The organism is Dictyoglomus sp. LHC4 (assembly GCF_055181355.1).
In genome coordinates, this window is record NZ_CM143707.1 from 748,899 (window position 1) to 767,208 (window position 18,310).

Annotated in this window: 14 protein-coding genes and 1 pseudogene; 10 read left to right on the forward strand and 5 right to left on the reverse strand. The window is 30.8% G+C overall.

Annotation, left to right across the window (positions count from 1 at the left end):
• Positions 1 to 4: 4 nt before the first annotated feature.
• Positions 5 to 2,440, forward strand: coding sequence for a GH36-type glycosyl hydrolase domain-containing protein (locus ACY3JO_RS03640; protein ID WP_463085456.1), 2,436 nt, complete (start codon positions 5 to 7; stop codon positions 2,438 to 2,440).
• A 124-nt stretch (positions 2,441 to 2,564) separates the two neighbouring features.
• Positions 2,565 to 4,874: a glycoside hydrolase family 31 protein gene (locus ACY3JO_RS03645; protein WP_463085457.1), complete on the forward strand. Its 2,310-nt coding sequence runs from the start codon at positions 2,565 to 2,567 to the stop codon at positions 4,872 to 4,874.
• Positions 4,875 to 5,036: 162 nt separating this feature from the next.
• Here ACY3JO_RS03645 and ACY3JO_RS03650 read toward each other — a convergent pair whose 3' ends face one another.
• Positions 5,037 to 6,215 (reverse strand): AGE family epimerase/isomerase, encoded by a 1,179-nt coding sequence (locus ACY3JO_RS03650; RefSeq protein WP_463085458.1) that lies wholly within the window; start codon positions 6,213 to 6,215, stop codon positions 5,037 to 5,039.
• 128 nt (positions 6,216 to 6,343) lie between these two features.
• Between ACY3JO_RS03650 and ACY3JO_RS03655 the strand changes: the two genes are divergently transcribed.
• Genes ACY3JO_RS03655 through ACY3JO_RS03665 form a run of 3 tightly spaced genes read left to right on the forward strand, consistent with a single transcriptional unit; the run spans position 6,344 to position 9,010 of the window.
• Positions 6,344 to 7,972 (forward strand): permease, encoded by a 1,629-nt coding sequence (locus tag ACY3JO_RS03655; protein ID WP_463085459.1) that lies wholly within the window; start codon positions 6,344 to 6,346, stop codon positions 7,970 to 7,972.
• 2 nt (positions 7,973 to 7,974) lie between these two features.
• Positions 7,975 to 8,397, forward strand: coding sequence for a GIY-YIG nuclease family protein (locus ACY3JO_RS03660; protein WP_463085460.1), 423 nt, complete (start codon positions 7,975 to 7,977; stop codon positions 8,395 to 8,397).
• Positions 8,384 to 9,010, forward strand: a complete 627-nt coding sequence (locus ACY3JO_RS03665) for a LysE family transporter (RefSeq protein ID WP_463085461.1) — start codon at positions 8,384 to 8,386, stop codon at positions 9,008 to 9,010. Before ACY3JO_RS03660 ends, ACY3JO_RS03665 begins: the two co-directional genes overlap by 14 nt.
• Before the next feature lie 5 nt (positions 9,011 to 9,015).
• On the opposite strand, the gene ACY3JO_RS03670 is transcribed toward ACY3JO_RS03665, so the two are convergent.
• Together ACY3JO_RS03670 and ACY3JO_RS03675 are read right to left on the reverse strand one after the other, a co-directional pair.
• Positions 9,016 to 9,474: a hypothetical protein gene (locus ACY3JO_RS03670; RefSeq protein ID WP_463085462.1), complete on the reverse strand. Its 459-nt coding sequence runs from the start codon at positions 9,472 to 9,474 to the stop codon at positions 9,016 to 9,018.
• A gap of 15 nt (positions 9,475 to 9,489) precedes the next feature.
• Positions 9,490 to 10,567, reverse strand: a pseudogene (locus tag ACY3JO_RS03675) (CapA family protein).
• Between the two features lie 117 nt (positions 10,568 to 10,684).
• Between ACY3JO_RS03675 and ACY3JO_RS03680 the strand changes: the two are divergent.
• Positions 10,685 to 12,838, forward strand: a complete 2,154-nt coding sequence (locus tag ACY3JO_RS03680; protein ID WP_463085463.1) for a glycoside hydrolase family 130 protein — start codon at positions 10,685 to 10,687, stop codon at positions 12,836 to 12,838.
• Here the strand turns inward: ACY3JO_RS03680 and ACY3JO_RS03685 are convergent.
• Positions 12,827 to 13,339 carry a biotin transporter BioY gene (locus ACY3JO_RS03685; protein WP_463085464.1) on the reverse strand — a complete coding sequence of 171 codons (513 nt, stop codon included), beginning with the start codon at positions 13,337 to 13,339 and terminating at the stop codon, positions 12,827 to 12,829. The genes ACY3JO_RS03680 and ACY3JO_RS03685 overlap by 12 nt on opposite strands.
• Before the next feature lie 146 nt (positions 13,340 to 13,485).
• On the opposite strand from ACY3JO_RS03685, the gene ACY3JO_RS03690 reads away from it, so the two are divergent.
• The 3 genes from ACY3JO_RS03690 to ACY3JO_RS03700 are packed head-to-tail and all read left to right on the forward strand — an operon-like array spanning position 13,486 to position 15,050.
• On the forward strand, positions 13,486 to 13,734 hold the full coding sequence (locus ACY3JO_RS03690; protein ID WP_463085465.1) for a PspC domain-containing protein: 249 nt from the start codon (positions 13,486 to 13,488) through the stop codon (positions 13,732 to 13,734).
• Between the two features lie 20 nt (positions 13,735 to 13,754).
• Complete coding sequence (locus tag ACY3JO_RS03695; RefSeq protein ID WP_463085466.1) at positions 13,755 to 14,141, forward strand: PspC domain-containing protein; 387 nt, start codon at positions 13,755 to 13,757, stop codon at positions 14,139 to 14,141.
• Between the two features lie 15 nt (positions 14,142 to 14,156).
• Entirely contained in the window at positions 14,157 to 15,050 is an 894-nt protein-coding gene (locus ACY3JO_RS03700; protein ID WP_463085467.1) for a LiaF transmembrane domain-containing protein, read from the forward strand.
• A 2-nt stretch (positions 15,051 to 15,052) separates the two neighbouring features.
• Here the strand turns inward: ACY3JO_RS03700 and ACY3JO_RS03705 are convergent, their stop codons facing one another.
• The gene (locus tag ACY3JO_RS03705) at positions 15,053 to 16,069 is read right to left on the reverse strand and encodes a LacI family DNA-binding transcriptional regulator (protein WP_463085468.1); all 1,017 of its coding nucleotides are present in this window, start codon (positions 16,067 to 16,069) and stop codon (positions 15,053 to 15,055) included.
• 281 nt (positions 16,070 to 16,350) lie between these two features.
• On the opposite strand from ACY3JO_RS03705, the gene ACY3JO_RS03710 reads away from it, so the two are divergent.
• Complete coding sequence (locus tag ACY3JO_RS03710; RefSeq protein WP_463085469.1) at positions 16,351 to 18,294, forward strand: peptide ABC transporter substrate-binding protein; 1,944 nt, start codon at positions 16,351 to 16,353, stop codon at positions 18,292 to 18,294.
• The last annotated feature ends 16 nt before the right edge of the window (positions 18,295 to 18,310 follow it).

Here is an 18,310-nt window from a genome sequence, read left to right on the forward strand (position 1 = left end):
AAAAATGAGATTTGGATATTTCGATGATAAAAATAGGGAGTATGTTATAACAACCCCTCAAACTCCGTTTCCTTGGATTAACTATTTGGGGGTTGAGGATTTCTTTTCCATAATTTCAAATACAGCAGGAGGTTATTGTTTCTACAAGGATGCAAGGCTTAGAAGAATATTAAGGTTTAGATATAATAATGTACCCTTAGATAGTGGTGGAAGATATTTCTATATTTGGGAAAATGGAGATTTTTGGAATCCATCATGGAAGCCCACAAAAAAGGATTTAGATAAATATGAGTGTAGGCATGGCCTATCATATACAAAGATATTGGGGGAGAAGAACGGAATTTCTGCTGAGATACTTTTTTTTGTACCTTTGAAGTTTAATGGTGAGATACATAAATTGAAATTAAAAAATAATTCTAATACTAAGAGATATTTAAAGCTCTTTTCCTTTGTAGAATGGTGTCTATGGAATGCTTGGGACGATCAGACTAATTTTCAGAGAAATCTTTCTACCGGTGAAGTAGAAGTAGAAGGATCAGTCATATATCACAAGACGGAATATAGGGAGAGAAGAAATCATTTTGCTTTTTATTCTGTAAATGTTCCAATTCAGGGTTTTGATACAGACAGAGATACATTTATAGGCATGTATAATGGTTTTGATGAACCAAGAGCTGTTATAGAAGGAAGGGCATTTAACTCAGTGGCAGAAGGATGGGCACCTATTGCATCTCATTATATTGAGGTTAATTTAGAACCTGGTGAATCTAAGGATTTTGTATTTGTATTAGGTTATGTTGAAAATCCTGATGAGGAAAAATGGGAAAGACCAGGGGTAATTAATAAGAAAAGGGCTTATGAAATGATAGAAAGATTTAAGGATATAAAATCTGTTGATAATGCTTTTTTAGAATTAAAAGAGTATTGGGACGAGATATTATCAAAATATCAAATTAATCATGATGATGAAATTCTTTCAAGGATGGTTAATATATGGAATCAGTATCAATGTATGATTACCTTTAATGTGGCAAGGAGTGCATCATATTTTGAATCAGGAATAAGCAGAGGAATAGGTTTTAGAGATTCAAATCAAGATATCTTAGGTTCTGTTCATATGATTCCAAATAGAGTAAGGGAGAGAATTTTGGATCTTGCTTCAACTATGTTTGAAGATGGTAGTTGTTATCATCAATATCAACCATTGACAAAGAGAGGGAATAATGATATAGGAAGTGGTTTTAATGATGATCCTTTGTGGATTATTCTTTCCACAGGAGCTTATATAAAAGAAACTGGCGATTTTGATATATTAAAAGAAGTAATTCCTTATAATAATGATGAGAATAGGAAAGGTACACTATTTGAGCATATTAAGAAAGCTTATCATCATGTAACAAATAATTTAGGACCACATGGTTTGCCTCTTATAGGAAGAGCAGACTGGAATGATTGTCTTAATCTTAATTGTTTCTCAAAAACCCCTGATGAATCTTTCCAGACTACTTCTAATGTAGAAGGGGGTACTGCAGAGTCAGTATTTATAGCAGGGCTTTTCGTATATGCTACACCAGATTATATAAGAATGTGTAAAGCAATGGGAGAGGAAGAAGAGGCTAAGTGGGCTGAAGAAGCAAGTAAGCAAATGATTGAAGCGATTAACAAGTATGGATGGGATGGAGAATGGTTTCTAAGGGCTTATGATTATTTTGGTGAAAAAGTAGGAAGCAAAGAATGTGAGGAAGGGAAGATATTTATAGAACCTCAAGGTATATGTACTATGGCAGGAATTGGAGTGGAAGATGGAAAAGCTAAATTTGCTTTAGATTCTTGTATTAAGTATTTAGATACCAAATATGGTATGGTTTTACAACAGCCAGCTTATTCCAGATATTATATAGAATTGGGTGAGATCTCTTCTTATCCACCAGGATACAAGGAAAATGCAGGAATATTTTGCCATAATAATCCTTGGGTAGGTATAGGGGAGACGGTAATGGGTAGAGGAAAAAGAGCCTTTGAGGTATATAGGAAGATTACACCCGCATATTTTGAGGATGAAAGTGAGATCCATAAAATGGAGCCTTATGTATATTGTCAAATGGTAGCTGGAAAAGATGCTAAAAGACATGGAGAAGGTAAAAATTCATGGCTTACTGGTACTGCATCTTGGGCTTTTGTGTTAATATCCCAATTTGTATTGGGTATAAGACCAGATTATGATGGTCTCAGAATAGATCCCTGTATCCCTCCTGATTGGAAAGAATTTAAAGTGGTTAGAAAATTCAGAGGTGCTGTGTATGATATAAAGATAGAAAATAGTAAAGGAGTCTCAAAGGGTATTAAAAGAATATTATTAGATGGAAAAGAGATAGAAGGGAATTTATTACCTGTTTTGAATGATGGAAAAATTCATCAGGTAACAGTAGAAATGGGTTAATTGATCAATAAATAAGATTATTGAATGAAAGGGGAGAAAGTAAAATTTTTCTCCGCTGTTTATTTTTTTATAAAATATATTAAACTAAACTACAAAAAATATCCTCAGGGGGTATTTAACGAATATGGAAATTGTTGAATATAATAATGAACTTCTCAAGATTGAATTTATAACCTCCAAAATAGTGAGATTTCATTTCTCAAAAGATAGAATTTGGAAGAAGAATTATTCTTTTTGTGTTAACCTGGAAAAATTTAAGGAAGTTGACTGTGAACATAGGGAGGATAATAGGGCTCATTATTTTTTAACTTCAGATTTGGATATTAGGATATATAAAAATCCAAGTAAAATACAAATATATGATAGGAAAGGTAATTTAATAATCTCTGATTATAGGGATTTGGGTTATGTGAAGAAAGGAAATGGTATATATTCATATAAAGAGATGGGAAGAGAGAAAGCTTTTCTTGGATTTGGAGAAAGGTTGGGGGCACTTAATAAAAAGGGTAAAAGGATCATAAACTGGAATACAGATGAGCCAAATCATGAATTTGAAAGAGATCCATTATATCAATCCCATCCCTTTTTTCTTGCATACTCAGATTTGAGTTATGGACTTTTTTATGATAGTACAGCTTTTAGTTATTTTGATATGGGATTTGAAAGTAAAAATTACTATTATTTTTTTAACCAGGATGATGAATTAGATTATTATTTTATATTTGGCCCTTCACCTAAGGAAGTTATAGAGAATTATACTTATCTTACAGGTAGGTGCTATATGCCCCCTTTATGGTCTTTGGGTTTACACCAATCTAGATGGAGTTATGATTCAGAGGATAAGGTTTATAAAATTGCTGAATTGTTTAGAAAAAAGAATATTCCATGTGATGCTTTATATTTAGATATTGATTATATGGAAGGTTATAGGGTATTTACGGTTAATAGGAAAAGGTTTCCTAATTTTGAGAAAATGATTGGGGATTTAAAAAAATTAGGCTTTAAGGTTGTTATTATTGTAGATCCTGGGATCAAGATAGATAAAAAGTATAAGATTTATATTGAAGGATTAAAGGAGGGACTTTTTTGCAAGAAGAAAACTGGAGAAATTTTTGTAGGGTATGTATGGCCTGGGAAAACAGTATTCCCAGATTTTTTCAAGGAGAAGGTTAGAAAATGGTGGGGCGAAAAACATAAATGGTTTATAGACAACGGTATATATGGTTTTTGGAATGACATGAATGAACCCTCTAATTTTTCTAAATTTGACTATTACATGATGAAATTATTGTTTCATGTTTTACATTTTAAAGAACCTCCAGATCCGTTTAAGGCTAAAAATTTTGAAGAAAGAATTAAGCAAATAAAAGAAAAGACATTACATCAAGATGTAATACATGGTGATGATGAAATTTTTATACATAATAAAGCACATAATGTTTATGGGCTTATGATGACAAAGTCAACTTTTGAGGGATTTAGAGAGATTAAAAAAGAGGTAAGACCTTTTATATTGAGTAGAGCTGGCTTTTCAGGTATACAGAAATATTCAGCAGTGTGGTGTGGTGACAACAAAAGTACATGGGAGAATCTTTATTCCAGTATAGTAACCCTTCAAAATTTATCGATCTCTGGGGTTCCTTTTGTTGGTGAAGATGTGGGAGGTTTTTGGAGAGATTGTGAGAAAGAGCTTTTTATAAGGTGGATTCAGTTGGGTGTTTTCTATCCTTTTTTTAGAATACATACTGCTAAGAATACGAGAGATCAAGAACCATGGAGTTTTGGAGAAGAAATAGAAAAAATTGCTAAAGAATATATTAATCTTAGGTACCAATTGATTCCATATATTTATTCTTTGTTTTATGAGGCAAAGGAAAAAGGTATTCCATTAATTAGGAGTTTTATTTTAGAATTCCAAGATGAAGAAGTTTTATCTCATGAAGATGAATTTATGTTTGGTCCATTTATCCTTGTAGCTCCAGTATACCTAAGGGACAAAAGAGAAAGAGATATGTATCTTCCTAAGGGTTTTTGGTTTGATTTTTATACTGGAAAAAGGTATAGAGGGGGAAGTATTATAAAAGTTCTTGCTCCTTTAAATAGGATTCCTTTATTCTTAAGAGAGGGAAGTATTATTCCTATGTGGGATGTGCAAAATTATGTGGGAGAAAAGAAACAAGAAAATCTTTATTTAAAAATTGCCCCAGGAGAAGGGAGATTTTTATATTATGAGGATGATGGGATTTCTTGGAATTATGAAAATGGAGAGTTTAATTTGATTGAATTTTATACATTTATGAAAGATGGTAATCAATATTTAGGTATAAAATTTTTAAAGAAGGGATATGAGAGTCCTATAAAAAAGATTATTGTTAAAACTTTTAAAAATGATTTTAATTTCGAATTAAAAGAAGGTGAGTTTTTGATAACTTAATTAATGAAAGACGATTAGGTATATATTAATAAACTACTTACGAGAATTTTTTGGTTGGCCCTATATGCTAGACAAAATATTGTGTTGATAAGATAATAAAATAAAAATAGCTTGACTAGTATGTATAATTTGTAGTTTCTGCTCTTTAATGCTCTAAAAAGATTAGTCTTCACTTATTCTTTTTATTACTTCTATACACATTCTTCCATTATGATAAGGACATTTCCAAGGTTCTACTATAGGCATAGGGGCTGGAATATAATTTTCATCAAGTTTCCAGAACCATTCACTATCTGGCCTTTGATCTGCCATATAATTTTTAATAAATTCCCAAAGTACTATTACTGCATTTAAAAATTTTTCTTCTCTTGATTTTTGATATGCATTTAAAAAACCAACTAAGGCTTCTGCTTCAACCCACCAAATTCTACTTTTATCTAATATATTTCTTACTTTCTCATTAATTAAACTATCTTTTTCAAAGGCTTCTTCTAATACTTTTTCAGCAATCTCTAAGGTTATTCTACTAATCTCTTCTTTAAGATTAGTATCATCAATATATTTTGAAGCTTCATCTAATAACCAGGTTGCTTCAATATCATGTCCGTATGAGATGGCGTCAATTATAGAATTCAATTTTCTATCAAAAAAAACACCTAAATGTTTTGTTTCTGGGTTAAAAATCTTATCTTTATAAATTATTAAGAGGTTTTTTATATTTTTCTTAAGGTTCTCATTAGGCCATGTTATATAAAGATTAGTATAAGCTTCCAATATGTGAAGTAGAGAATTCATGCTTTTTTCAGCTATTACTCCATATTCACTGATAGCTTTATTTTCCTTTGGATTCCAGTATTCATCAAACTCTTCCATATAAGCATATTCATCTTTACACTTTTCCTCTATAAGGTTATAAGTTTCCAATGCAATATTAAGAGCTTCATCTTTTTTTGTGGATTTATAAAATTCTGATAATGCGTAAATGCTAAAAGCATGCCCATATATATGTTTTCTTTTATCAACAGGATCTCCTTTGTAGTCTAACATCCAATAAAAACCTTTGTTTTTATGGTCCCAAAATTTTTGTATTAAGAAATTGTAGGCGTGATTCATATGAGGAATAATATCTTCTTCTTTTGTAAGATTGTATACAGCAGAAAAAAACCATAATATTCTTGTAGTTAAGACTAAGCTTTTGTGAGCGTAAGGATCTTTCTTTAAATCAAAAGATACATATCCTGTGTACCCTCCATTTTCTTTATCTATGAGTTTTGTCCAAAAAGGTATAATTTTCTCTGTAAGATGTTTCTTTACCTCATTTTTTACTGTTTTTAAATCCATTTTTCCCTCCTTAATAAAAGTAATTAGCTATATAAATTTTATTCACTATTATATATTGTGGGTAATTATTTTCAATAATATAATAACGAAATAATAAATTTTATTTATAAAGTTGTGGGAGGTTAAGTATGTATAAGAATTTTTCTCTGGCCTTATATTGTGCTGCTCCTTTTCTAAATAAAGTTTCTTTAAGAGAATTGGAGGAAGATTTTGCTTTTTTTGAGAGATACTTAAAAGTAAATAAAGTATATCTGGAAACTCATAGAGGAAAGGATGATGTTCCTATGGAGAAAATTCTTGAAATAAAAGAATTTTTTAATAAAAAGGGAATTAAAACATCTGGAGGAATCACAACTACCATAGATCTTCATGGAGATCTGGTTCATGATTTGAGAATTTTTCATACATTTTGTTATTCCAATGAAATATTGAAAAATAGATTAAAAGAAATTGTAGAGTATACTGCTTCACTTTTTGATGAGGTTATTCTTGATGATTTTTATTTTACAAGTTGTTCTTGTCCTGAATGTATAGAAAGAAAAGGAAAATTATCATGGAAAGAATATAGACTTAAGTTGATGACGGAGATATCTCAAAATTATGTGGTAGGACCAGCTAAGAAAGTAAATCCAAATGTTAATATGATTATAAAATATCCTAATTGGATAGATTCATATCATCAAAATGGTTATAATCCTGAATCTCAAAAAGATATTTTTGATGAGTTATATACCGGGACAGAGACAAGAGTTCCTAAATATACACAACAACATCTTCCTCGTTACTTAAGTTATTATTTAATGAGATGGTTCGAAAATGTAAAGCCTGGGAAAAATAAAGGAGGATGGTTTGATTCTTTTGAATGTAACTTAAATCATTATATAGAACAAGCACATCTTACTCTTTTCTCTAAAGCTAAAGAAATTACTCTTTTTGATTTTAGTTCTTTAAGGAGATCAACTTTTATTCCTCCCCTTTCCTTAGAGCTTGAGAAGTTGGATGAATATCTTTCAGAGTTAGGAAATCCAATTGGTGTCAAGGTTTATCATCCATTTCATTCTGATGGTGAAAATCATCTCTCTTCTTATTTAGGAATGATTGGGATACCCTTTGATCCTACACCTTATTTTCCTAATGATGCAAATGTTTTATTTTTACCTGAAAATTCTGCTGAAGATAAGGAAATTTTAAATAAAATAAAAAGTTTTCTTATCAATGGTGGAGATATTATTATTACATCTGGTTTTTTAAGAAGAATGAATAAAAATATGGAAGAGTTTACATCAATAAGATATACAGATAAAAAAGTGTTATTAAATTTATTTGCTATAGACCCTGCTATGACCAGTTTCAGTAAATATGTATATTCTCGTAAAGAGATTATTTTTCCAATTATTGAATATCATACTAATTCTTCTTGGCCAATAGTTGTGGGAATTAATGGAGAAAATAATTTTCCTATTCTTCTCAGAGATTTTTATGGAAGAGGAAGGATCTATGTTTTAAATATTCCCGATAATTATTCAGATATTTATCTGTTACCCATAGAGGTACTTAATGAAATAAGAAAAATGTTTTTGAATAAATTAGGTGTTTATTTCAAAGGAGATGAAAAAATAGGAATGTTTTTGTATGATAATGGTTATTGTATTTTAGAGTCCTTTTTATCCTATAGAACTGAGGTAATATTAGTAAATAAGGATAAAGAAATGAAAATCAGATTGGAACCAAATTCTTATAAGATTATTAGAATTTAATTATGAAAGGAATATATCTATTGGTTGTTGAAGTAGAAAAAGATATAGAGTGTAGAGTAGGGCGACTCGAAGTTATAAAATTTAATAAGGGCCTTTATATCTATGTAGGATCATCACAAAGTAATATAGAAAAAAGAGTAAAAAGGCATCTTAGTAAAAATAAAAAATTGTATTGGCATATTGACTATCTATTGGAATCTCCTTTTGTTAGAGTGAAAGAAGCCTTATATAACGATCACCTTAGTAAAGAATGGGAATGTAGGATTGCATCTTTGATATATGGCGAGAAAGTTCCTCGTTTTGGATCATCAGACTGTAAATGTGATTCCCATCTTATAAAAGTGGAAGAGAATTTTTTAGATAACATGAAGAGGTATTTTAGAAGATTAAATATAGAATGGAGTGGGAATAATGGTTGTATTTAATTTATTTATCACTAGTTTTGTAATAGGGTTTTCAGGGGCATCAGCTCCTGGTCCTATGATGACGATGGTAATTACACAATGTAGTTTTAAAGGTTGGAAAGATTCTATCAAAATAGTTTTTGGACATGCTATGTTGGAAGCTGTTCTTATTATACTTCTGCTCTTAGGTTTACAACCTTTTCTTCAAGATCCGATTTTTTTAAAAAGTTTTACTTTTTTAGGAAGTATATTTTTGATTTATATGGGTATATCCCTATTTGTATCACTTGTTAAAAAAAGTAGTTTAGAGTTAAAGAATTCTGATCCTATAAAAATTCCCCTTCCTTTAGCTGGAGCTCTTGTTTCTTTATCAAATCCTTATTGGCTGATATGGTGGGTTACAGTAGGGGTAACTTTTCTCGGACAAGCAAGGAGTCTTTTAATGTTGGGAATTTTAAGTTTTTATGTGGGCCATATCCTTTCCGATTTTGTATGGTATATTTTTATTGGCTTTGTAGGGCAAGGTTTATCTCTTCCTTTTTGGAATAAATTATACAAGATTATATTGTATTTAGCATCTTTTTCTCTTATTTTCTTTGGTGTTTACTTTTCGAAATATGTAATATTAGGATAACCTTATTATCTTAAAGAGCGAAAAAGTAGTAAAACTCCAGTAACTATAAGAAGTATGGGAAATAAATATCTCATGTATTCTGGAGATTTTGATATTAATCCTAGTATGATACCAAAAGAGATAAGGATGATTCCTGGATATATAGACCAGTACTTTTCTGCATAGGAGGACTCTTTTTTATGTGAATTAATAAAGAAAATCATTAGAAATCCGAATCCTATAAACGAAATGATATATACAGGGTTAATATTGTATAGGGATTGTAAAATATTAAATAAAGCTATACTTAATAAGATACATCCTGGAATAAGAAATCCTATATTTCTGTTAAATCTATAATATGAAAACAAAAATATGGCACTAATAATTAAAAGGAAGAGATTTCCTGAAAGAATCCCAAAATTACTTAGGAGTAAAAGTAGACCTATAAATATTAAAAGGATAGCCATAGTTTTTTCTCTCATAAATTTATTCCCCTTTCAATATATAATTAAGAACTTTTTTAGGTATATTTTAGAATCAGAGTCTACATATGTCAAATTAGTTATTTTCTCTGCTTTTATAACCTTATATCTATGAGCATTATTTTTATCCCTTGTGGTCTTTGAAATGAATATAGGTATTATCTCTTTTCTAATGATAAAGGTTTTATTTTTGTACTTGTTCAATGTTACATTCAATATTAATCCAAATTTTACTTGGGGCATATTTAGTCCATATTGATCTGTGAAAAAATTCCCAAATGAATAAAAACACCATTTTCCATTTATCTTTCCGTAAGGTCTTACTGAATGGGGGTGACTTCCTACTATCAAGTCGCTACCCCATGATATTATTTTTTTAGCGAGTGATTTTTGATAAGATTCAATTTTTTCAGAGTATTCTATGTATCCCCAATGTAGATAAACAATTGTAAAGTCAACTAAATTCTTTATTTTTCTTATATCTTCTTTAATTTTACCTTCATTTATGAGATTAATCATGTATTCTTTGTTTTTAGGTAAACTAAGACCATTGATACTAAATGTGTATGAAAGAATTCCTACTTTTATGCCTTTTTTTAGATAAAACAAGGAAATTTTTACTGTCCTCTTCTGATGTATATGCACCCACATAATATAATCCTCTCTTTTTTATGTTTTCTATTGTAGCTGTTAGTCCTATTTCACCCTTATCAAATATGTGATTTGTTGACAGAATCATAATATTAAATCCACTTTTTTTAATAGGATCTAAAATTTCTACTGGAGCGTTAAATAGGGGGTAACCTGATACTTGAAATATATTTGATGCAATAGGAGTATCAATCACTGTGGAAGAAAAATCTTTTCTAATATATTCCTCTATTTCTTCAAATATATCAGGAGGAAAATAATATTTCTTGCTTAATGGATCATAGTAAGGATTTGATAAATGTTTTTGGAGAAAAAGATCTTCTGCAAAAGCTAAGGATAGATTTTTAAATTCCTCTTCGTAGGTATTGGAAAGGGTAAAGTAAACAATGACAAATAAAAAAAGGATTTTTATTAATCTTTTGTAAATAATTTCTAACCACATGCTTAATATTATACATGATATTTTTGTAACTTTTTGGCTTGATTTTTTTATAGATTCTATTAATATAATCTTTTGGAATAAATTAGAGAAAGATTTGATGGAGGAGTTGAAGGTATTATGATGGCAGGATTAAGAAAGGGAGATAAAATAACATTATTAGGGTTTCATGATTTTTTAACTCCCGTAGTTGATTATTGGAAAGAAGAAGGATTTAATGTAGAAATTGAATATAACTATAAAATTAGGGATATAAATTCTAAGATATATCTAATTGTTGATAGTCCTAAGGATCATATTCCTTGGCGAATATTATTGGAAGAGATTAAAAATGTTAAAGGAAAAACTCTCTTTTTAAATTATCCTAAAACAATTAAAAATTCTGATCATCCTATATGGAGACACAAATGGGATGGTATTATTTCCTTTTTTTGGGAAGAATATTTGCCTAAAAATATATATTTGGTAAAATTTCCTTCTTATCCTGTTTTTAAAAAGAATTTGGAGATCTCAAGAGAAAAATTGGGATTTCCTCAGGATAAAAAGATAATTCTTGTAATGGGCGATTATTCTTTTGAGAATGTCCTATTTTATCTTTCAGATGTAAAAAGTTTATTAGATCTTTATATTGTTGTTTTGGTTTCTACTTATGAAAGAAAGTTGAAGGTTGAAAAATTTGTTGCTAAGAATAAGATAAATGTGGATTCTGTTATATTAGGTGGAATATGGGATGATGGTTTTCAAATTGTGGGAGCTTCTGAAGTGGTTATTATGGATGGAGGAGATGAAGTAGAACCTTTTGAGGTTTATAAACTCATAGGTTGGGGGACACCTCTCGTTATAAAATACAAGATATTTAATAATTTTTTATACAATGAAGCTATAAAATTTGATGGCAAAGAAAGGACAGAGATAAAGGGAATATCAAAAACTGAGCTTTATACAGGTGTTTTAAGGTTTAAAAATAAAGATGCTCTTTTTTACAAAATAAAACTATTATTTGAGAATAAAAACCTAAGAGATATAATTCTTGGTACATCAAGAGCCTTTGCCTATGCTCATTCTCCTGAACTTGTTGGTAGTCAATTTTTATTTATCTTTAGAGAACTATTAGAACCACCCCAATATATAGCATCTAAAAAGGCTATTAGATTTCAGAATAATCCATTATTTAAAGCAAGACCAAATGTTTACTTAAACATAAACAGAAAGAAAATAAAATGGGAAAGGTTAGTTTATAATGCTGGAGCTATTAGAATTAATGGAACTATTTATTTGCTTTATAGAGCTTTGGGAGAAGATGGGGTTTCTCGCATAGGATTGTGGTGGTCAAAGGATGGTTATAAAGAAGAAGGAAGACTTGACTATCCTATATTTGGTCCTAAGGAAGAATATGAAATGCCAAAGAGGCCAGAACAGCGTAGAAAATGGCAGAAGAGAACATTCGGAATGATTAGAGAGGTAGGAGGTACTGAAGATCCAAGAATTACTCTCATTGATGATTGGTTATATATGACCTATACAGCTTATGGAGATGTGGTACAGCTTGCTATGGCAAAAATACCTTTAAATACTTTTTTGGATGGAGTAAAGAATTTTATAAGTTATGAAGAATGGAATAATGCTTGGGTAAGAAATGGCCCAGTATTTAAGTACTTGGAAGATAAAGATGCAGTACTTTATGTAGTAGATGAAAGAAATAAGGAATTTTCAAATGGTGAAAGAGAAGAGGATGATTTTGTAACAATTTTCCCGGAACTTTTGGATAAGAAAGTAGCTCTTATTCATAGAATACCTCCTGATATGCAAATACTTTATACATATGAGCTTAAAGCTAAAAGTATAAAAGTTGGTAGAACCTTTTTGATGCCTTCCCCTAATACTTGGGATAGTATAAAGATTGGGGCAGGAGCCCTACCTCTAAAGACACGTTTTGGATGGATTCATATTTATCATGGAGTTGGTAATTGGATGGGAAGAAGAGCCTATGGTTTAGGAGTTGTACTAACATCTTTTGAAGATCCAGAAAAAATTTTATATAGATCATCAGAGCCTATTCTTCAACCTGAAGAACTATATGAAACTACTGGTTGGGTTCCTAATGTGGTATTTACCTGTGGTGTTGTACCAAAGAGCAAAGATTCCAATGAAGTTTTAGAATTAGACGATGAACTTTTGATATATTATGGTGGTGCAGATGAAGTTATGGCTCTTGCTGAGACAAAAGTATCTGATCTTATACCCGAAGAAATATTGGCGAAATTAACTATTTGATTTTATGTGAGTTTTTAATTTGTTCCATATTATTAGTGCTATAATACCTTTTAATAAGTCATAGGGTATAAAAGGTAATACTCCTGTTAAGATTGCTTTTGTGTATGGTATTTTTATAGCAATAGAAAGCCACATGCTTCCTAATAAATAAATTACAAAAATACCAGAGATAAGGGCTAAAATCTCAGAATATCTTTTTAATAAAGAAATAGTTATACCTCCCAATAAAAACCCAATAAGGTATCCTCCTGTAGCTCCAAAAAGGATATTTAGGCCTCCTTTTCCTCCAGCAAACACAGGAATCCCTAAACCTCCTAATATTAGGTAAGAAAAAACAATATAGAAAGTTTCCATAGGTGAAAAGAAAAGACTTATTAAAAGTAGGAATAATACTTGGAGAGTAAATGGGACTGTGGTAAAGGGTAGATAAAAGCTTAAATAACTTCCCAAGATAAGTAATGCTAAACCTAAGCCCAAAACTGGTATCTTTTTGTAATTCAAAACCCATCACCTCACCTTTATTATTTTTGCTACATATTTTAAAAAGAGAAATTTTAAATTATTGTTAAAATTTTCTTAAAACTTAATTAAAATGCAACTTTTTGTAATATATCTTCGTAATAATATGTAGAGGAGGTGATAAATTTATGGAAAAAAGATTATATAGAAGTAAGAAAAACAGAGTTATACTTGGTGTATGTGGTGGTTTAGGAGAATATTTTAATATTGATCCAACAGTAATAAGGCTTATTTTTATTTTCCTTTTGATAGCCTTTAATTTTTCCCTTGTTGTAGTATATTTTCTTTCTGCTCTTATAATACCGGAAGGACCTGATATTTCTGAGAAGAATGAACATGATGATGTGACACCTTCTGGGCCAATTCAACATCTATAAGAAAGGGGGATTTTTAAAAAATGAAGAGACTTTATAGAAGCAAAAAAAATAGGGTTTTTCTTGGAGTATGTGGTGGTATAGGTGAGTATTTGGGTATAGATCCAGTTATTATTAGACTTATTTTTATATTTTCCATCTTAATAATGGGTCCTTTTAGCTTTCTTTTATATCTCCTTTGTGCAATAGTTGTACCAGAAGCTCCATGGTATGAAGAAAGATCACAGGAAGATAAAGAATTAGAAATAAAGGATATGTATTCCCATAAAAATGAATTTTTAGGATGGATTCTTCTTGCTATAGGAGTTTATTTTTTAGGAAAAACTTTTAATTTTTTTATCATATCTTTTAATATTGTTTTGGCTTTGATTTTTATAATCTTAGGATTTTCGTTGATGTTTAAAAAATAAGAGGGGGTATAAATCATGAAAAGAGTATCTGTATTAGGAATTTTTTTGATATTAATGGGAGTGTTATTGTTATTATCAGAGATAGGAATAATCAGGTTCTCTTTAAAAGATCTTCTTAGGTTTTGGCCATTAATATTTATTTTTTGGGGGCTTGATTTAATATTAGGAGAAAGAAGATGGTTTGGTTGGATTTTAGTTTTGATAATTATCGTTTTAACTATACTTATGATCTTTTTCTCTCCTTATAGTGGCCCATATTTTAGAGGTAGAGGTCATGATTTTTATAGAGAATGGAGATATCCTTTTAGAGAGAATTTAAAATCTATCAATTTAAGTATTACTGTTGGTATTAGAAATGCATGGTTAAGAAGTTTAGGGAAAGATAATAAGGAAGATCTGATTTATGTAAACTCTAACTCTGAGTTTAAGATTAATAAAGTAAAAGATGAAGAAGTAGATGGTAATTTGAATTTATGTCTTAATTTTGAGGATTTTGATAAAGATATTCCTTTTTTTGGAAGGATAGGTAGATTTGATGAAATAAACATAGGGGTTAATTCTGATGCTGATATAGATCTTATATTTAATTCAGGCGTTGGAAATAGCACCTTAGATATGAGAAATTTTAAGTTAAATAATTTGGAAGTAAAAGGGGGAGTAGGAAATTTAAAGATTTACTTACCTAAGAGGTCCTGTTATGTGGAGGTAGAAGGGGGAGTAGGAAATATAAATGTATATATTCCAAAGGGTAGTGCTTTAGATCTTACAACAGAAACTGGAATTGGAAAAATAACAGTGGATAAGAATATAGAACAAGGAAAAGAAAGCAGTAAAGAAATAATACATTTAAGGGTTAAAGCTGGTGTAGGAAATGTAAAGATTATTTCAGAGGAAAAAGATATAATCTGACATTATCCAGCGGATCTTCTCCATATAAAAGTAGCTGGTATAATTTTGGGTTCGTAATCGTTAGGATTATCAAGAATATGTAAGAAGAGTCTTGCTGATTCTCGACCCATCTCTTCAATTTCTTGTCTTACAGAAGCAAGAGGTGGGTCTATTCTTGCATCTATATATAGATCGTCAAAACCAATTATGGATATATCATCTGGTACTTCCCAATTTTCTTCTATAGCAGCATTTATAGCTCCTATTGCCATGTAGTCGCTACAAGCTAATACAGCACTGGGTGGATTTTCAAGTTTTAAAAGTTTCTTCATGGCTTTGTAGCCACCGTCAATGGTTAAGCTTTCTTCAACTATTAATTTTGAATCAGGTTTAACTCCATATCTTTTTAATGCTAAAATATAGCCTTCATATCTTTCCTGTATAAAGCTATAGGTGTTATTTCCTTTAAGAAGGGCTATACGTTTATGACCTTTTTCTAAGAAATAAATGGTGGCGTCATATGCTCCTTTTACATTATCGGTATCTACATATGGATATTTTTTAAGTTTTGATGAAACTTTTCCAACACTTACAAAGGGTATATTGTCATTATATAACATTTCAGGAAATGGATCATCTTTTTTCACGTTTGCTAATATATAACCGTCTACTATACCCTGTTTATATAAGGATATATATTTTTCTGGAATATGGGGTGTTTCAAGCATTGATAACATAATATTATATTCATTTCTATCTAATATTTCTGTTATTCCTTTAATCAAAGGAGGAAAGAAGGCGTCTGAAAGAATAAATCCTCTTTCGTATGGGATAATGAGAGAAACAATTTGAGTTCTCGCTTTTGATAATTTTTGAGCAAAAGCACTGGGATGGTAATCATATTCTTGAATAATTTTTAATACTTTTCTTCTTGTTTTTTCGCTAACATTAGGACTTCCATTAATAACTCTTGAAACAGTTGCTACTGATACGTTTGCAAGTTTTGCTATGTCTCTTATGTTTATCTTTACTTTTTTCAATTATTTTCACCCCTTTTTATATTTTTTGTATGATATTATACAAACTTTACAATGATTATAGCAAATCGAAAGTAATAAATTTTTTTCAGATAGAAATCTTTAAAATAATGTGATTTTCTTAATTTTTTCTTAAAATTCTATTGACAAAAAAAATTAGTTTAAGATAAAATAATTTTGAAAATATTCACAGTGGGCGAAGGAGGTGATGTTTAAGCAAACACAAATTCTCAAAACGTTTTTCTTTAACGAACCTTTAATCTTTTTGGGGGAGGAGTGATTAGATGCGTAACAAAAAAGGTTTAATTATCTTATTAGTTTTGATTTCTATTCTTCTTCTTTCAGGCCTCGTAAATGGACAAAAAGAAAAAGTTGTTAGCTTGCCTTATTGGGATACACCAGGATTAATTCCTTACTATTGGCAAGCCCAACATATATTAGCTCAAGGTACAATATTTGAGGGTCTATTCGGATATGCACCAGATCCAAAGGGACTTGGCGGAGTAAAGGTAGTACCTGTTATTGCTCAAAGTTATAAAGTATCTAAAGATTATAAAGTATGGACATTTAAATTAAGAAAAGATAAAAGATGGTCCAATGGAGATCCAGTAACTGCAAAAGATTTTGAATGGTCATTCAAGTATTATGCAAGTCCAAAGATTCAAGACCTACCTGCATGGGCAGGACCACTTCAATTTTTTGAGAATTTCTGGGCGGTAAAAAGTGGTGCTGTTGATCCAGATAAACTAGGAGTAAAAGCTCTTGATGATTATACTTTAGAGATTAGACTTGACGTACCAAGATACGATATGAAAGAATGGCTCTGCGTAGCACAGGGAGTGCCAATTCATAGAAAATCTGTAGAGGCAGATCCACAGAACTGGTGGAGACCTGGAAAAATAGTTGTAAATGGACCATATATCCCAGTATCATGGACACCTGGAAAAGATATGGTGTTGGTGAGAAACCCCAAATATGTGGGAGAGACTGGTAATGTAGATAAGATTGTGCTTAAGTTTGGAGGACTTGGACTTCAACAATACATGGCAGGAGAGCTTGATGCAGCAATGATAGGAAACGTTGCAGAATATAGGTTTGTTATGGCGGATCCAAAACTTTCTAAGGAATTTCATGAGGATGTAATGGATTGTTTCTGGAATGGTTATCAATGGTCTCGTGGATTTGATCCTGTAATGGACAATCTTAAATTAAGACAAGCTCTCGCGATGGCAATAGATAGGGAAAAACTTTGTAAAGATGTACTTGGTGGTAGGGCATTGCCTCTTGCCAAGTATTGGCCAGATGGTAACCCAATAGGAGACAAAATGAAGGCAATTCCATTTGATGTAAAGAAGGCACAACAACTACTTGCCGAAGCAGGATATCCAGGAGGAAAGGGACTTAAGACTCTTGTATTCTACATAACTGGTGGTGGAGATCCTGTTGTAGAATTTATAGTAGATCAATGGAAGAAGAATCTTGGTATTAACGTGATAATAGAAAACGTAGAGTCTGGACTTTATTGGAACTCTTATGTATGGCCATCATTCTCACCAGATTCTAAGGCGGGATTTACTGTAATAGGTGCCCCAATGAACAACTTAGAAATTGGAGCTCTCTTTAAGAACTCTGATCATACAATATGGTTCTATGACTTCCCAACTTCTGCAAGAAAAAGATATCATGAACTTAACCAAGAAAATGATGCTTGGTTAAGAAAAGATGGTGGATTAACTGATGCAGATTGGGCACCACTTCTTGAGAAGAGAAAGTCCTTATATGAAACTTGGAAGAAGATCGTAGATAATGAACCTGAAAAACTTTGGAAAGAAGATATTGCAAGAAAACCAACTTGGTTTGAGCGTTTTGATGAATTATATGAAAAATGGAAAGCAGCAAAAACAAAGGAAGAGAAAACAAATTATTGGAGACTTGCTGGAAGAGAAATTACAGGGCAAGAAATATTCCAAAACTGGTATCTTAACCTTTCCAATGAAAGTAAGCAAGCATATAGATGGAGATTTAGAGCTATAAATAGACCATTCAGTGAAGCAGTTAAGATTGCTCATTATGCATTACAGGGTATGCAAGACAGATATTACATGGTGCCAGTTTATCTTGCAAAGGCTCAATGGGTAAAGAATCCAAAACTTGAAGGTTTGATGCTCTATAAGTTCTCTTGGGGTCCTGGATTCTTCAACTTCAAATATCTAAATCTCAAGGATTAAAAATAGATTAAATTTT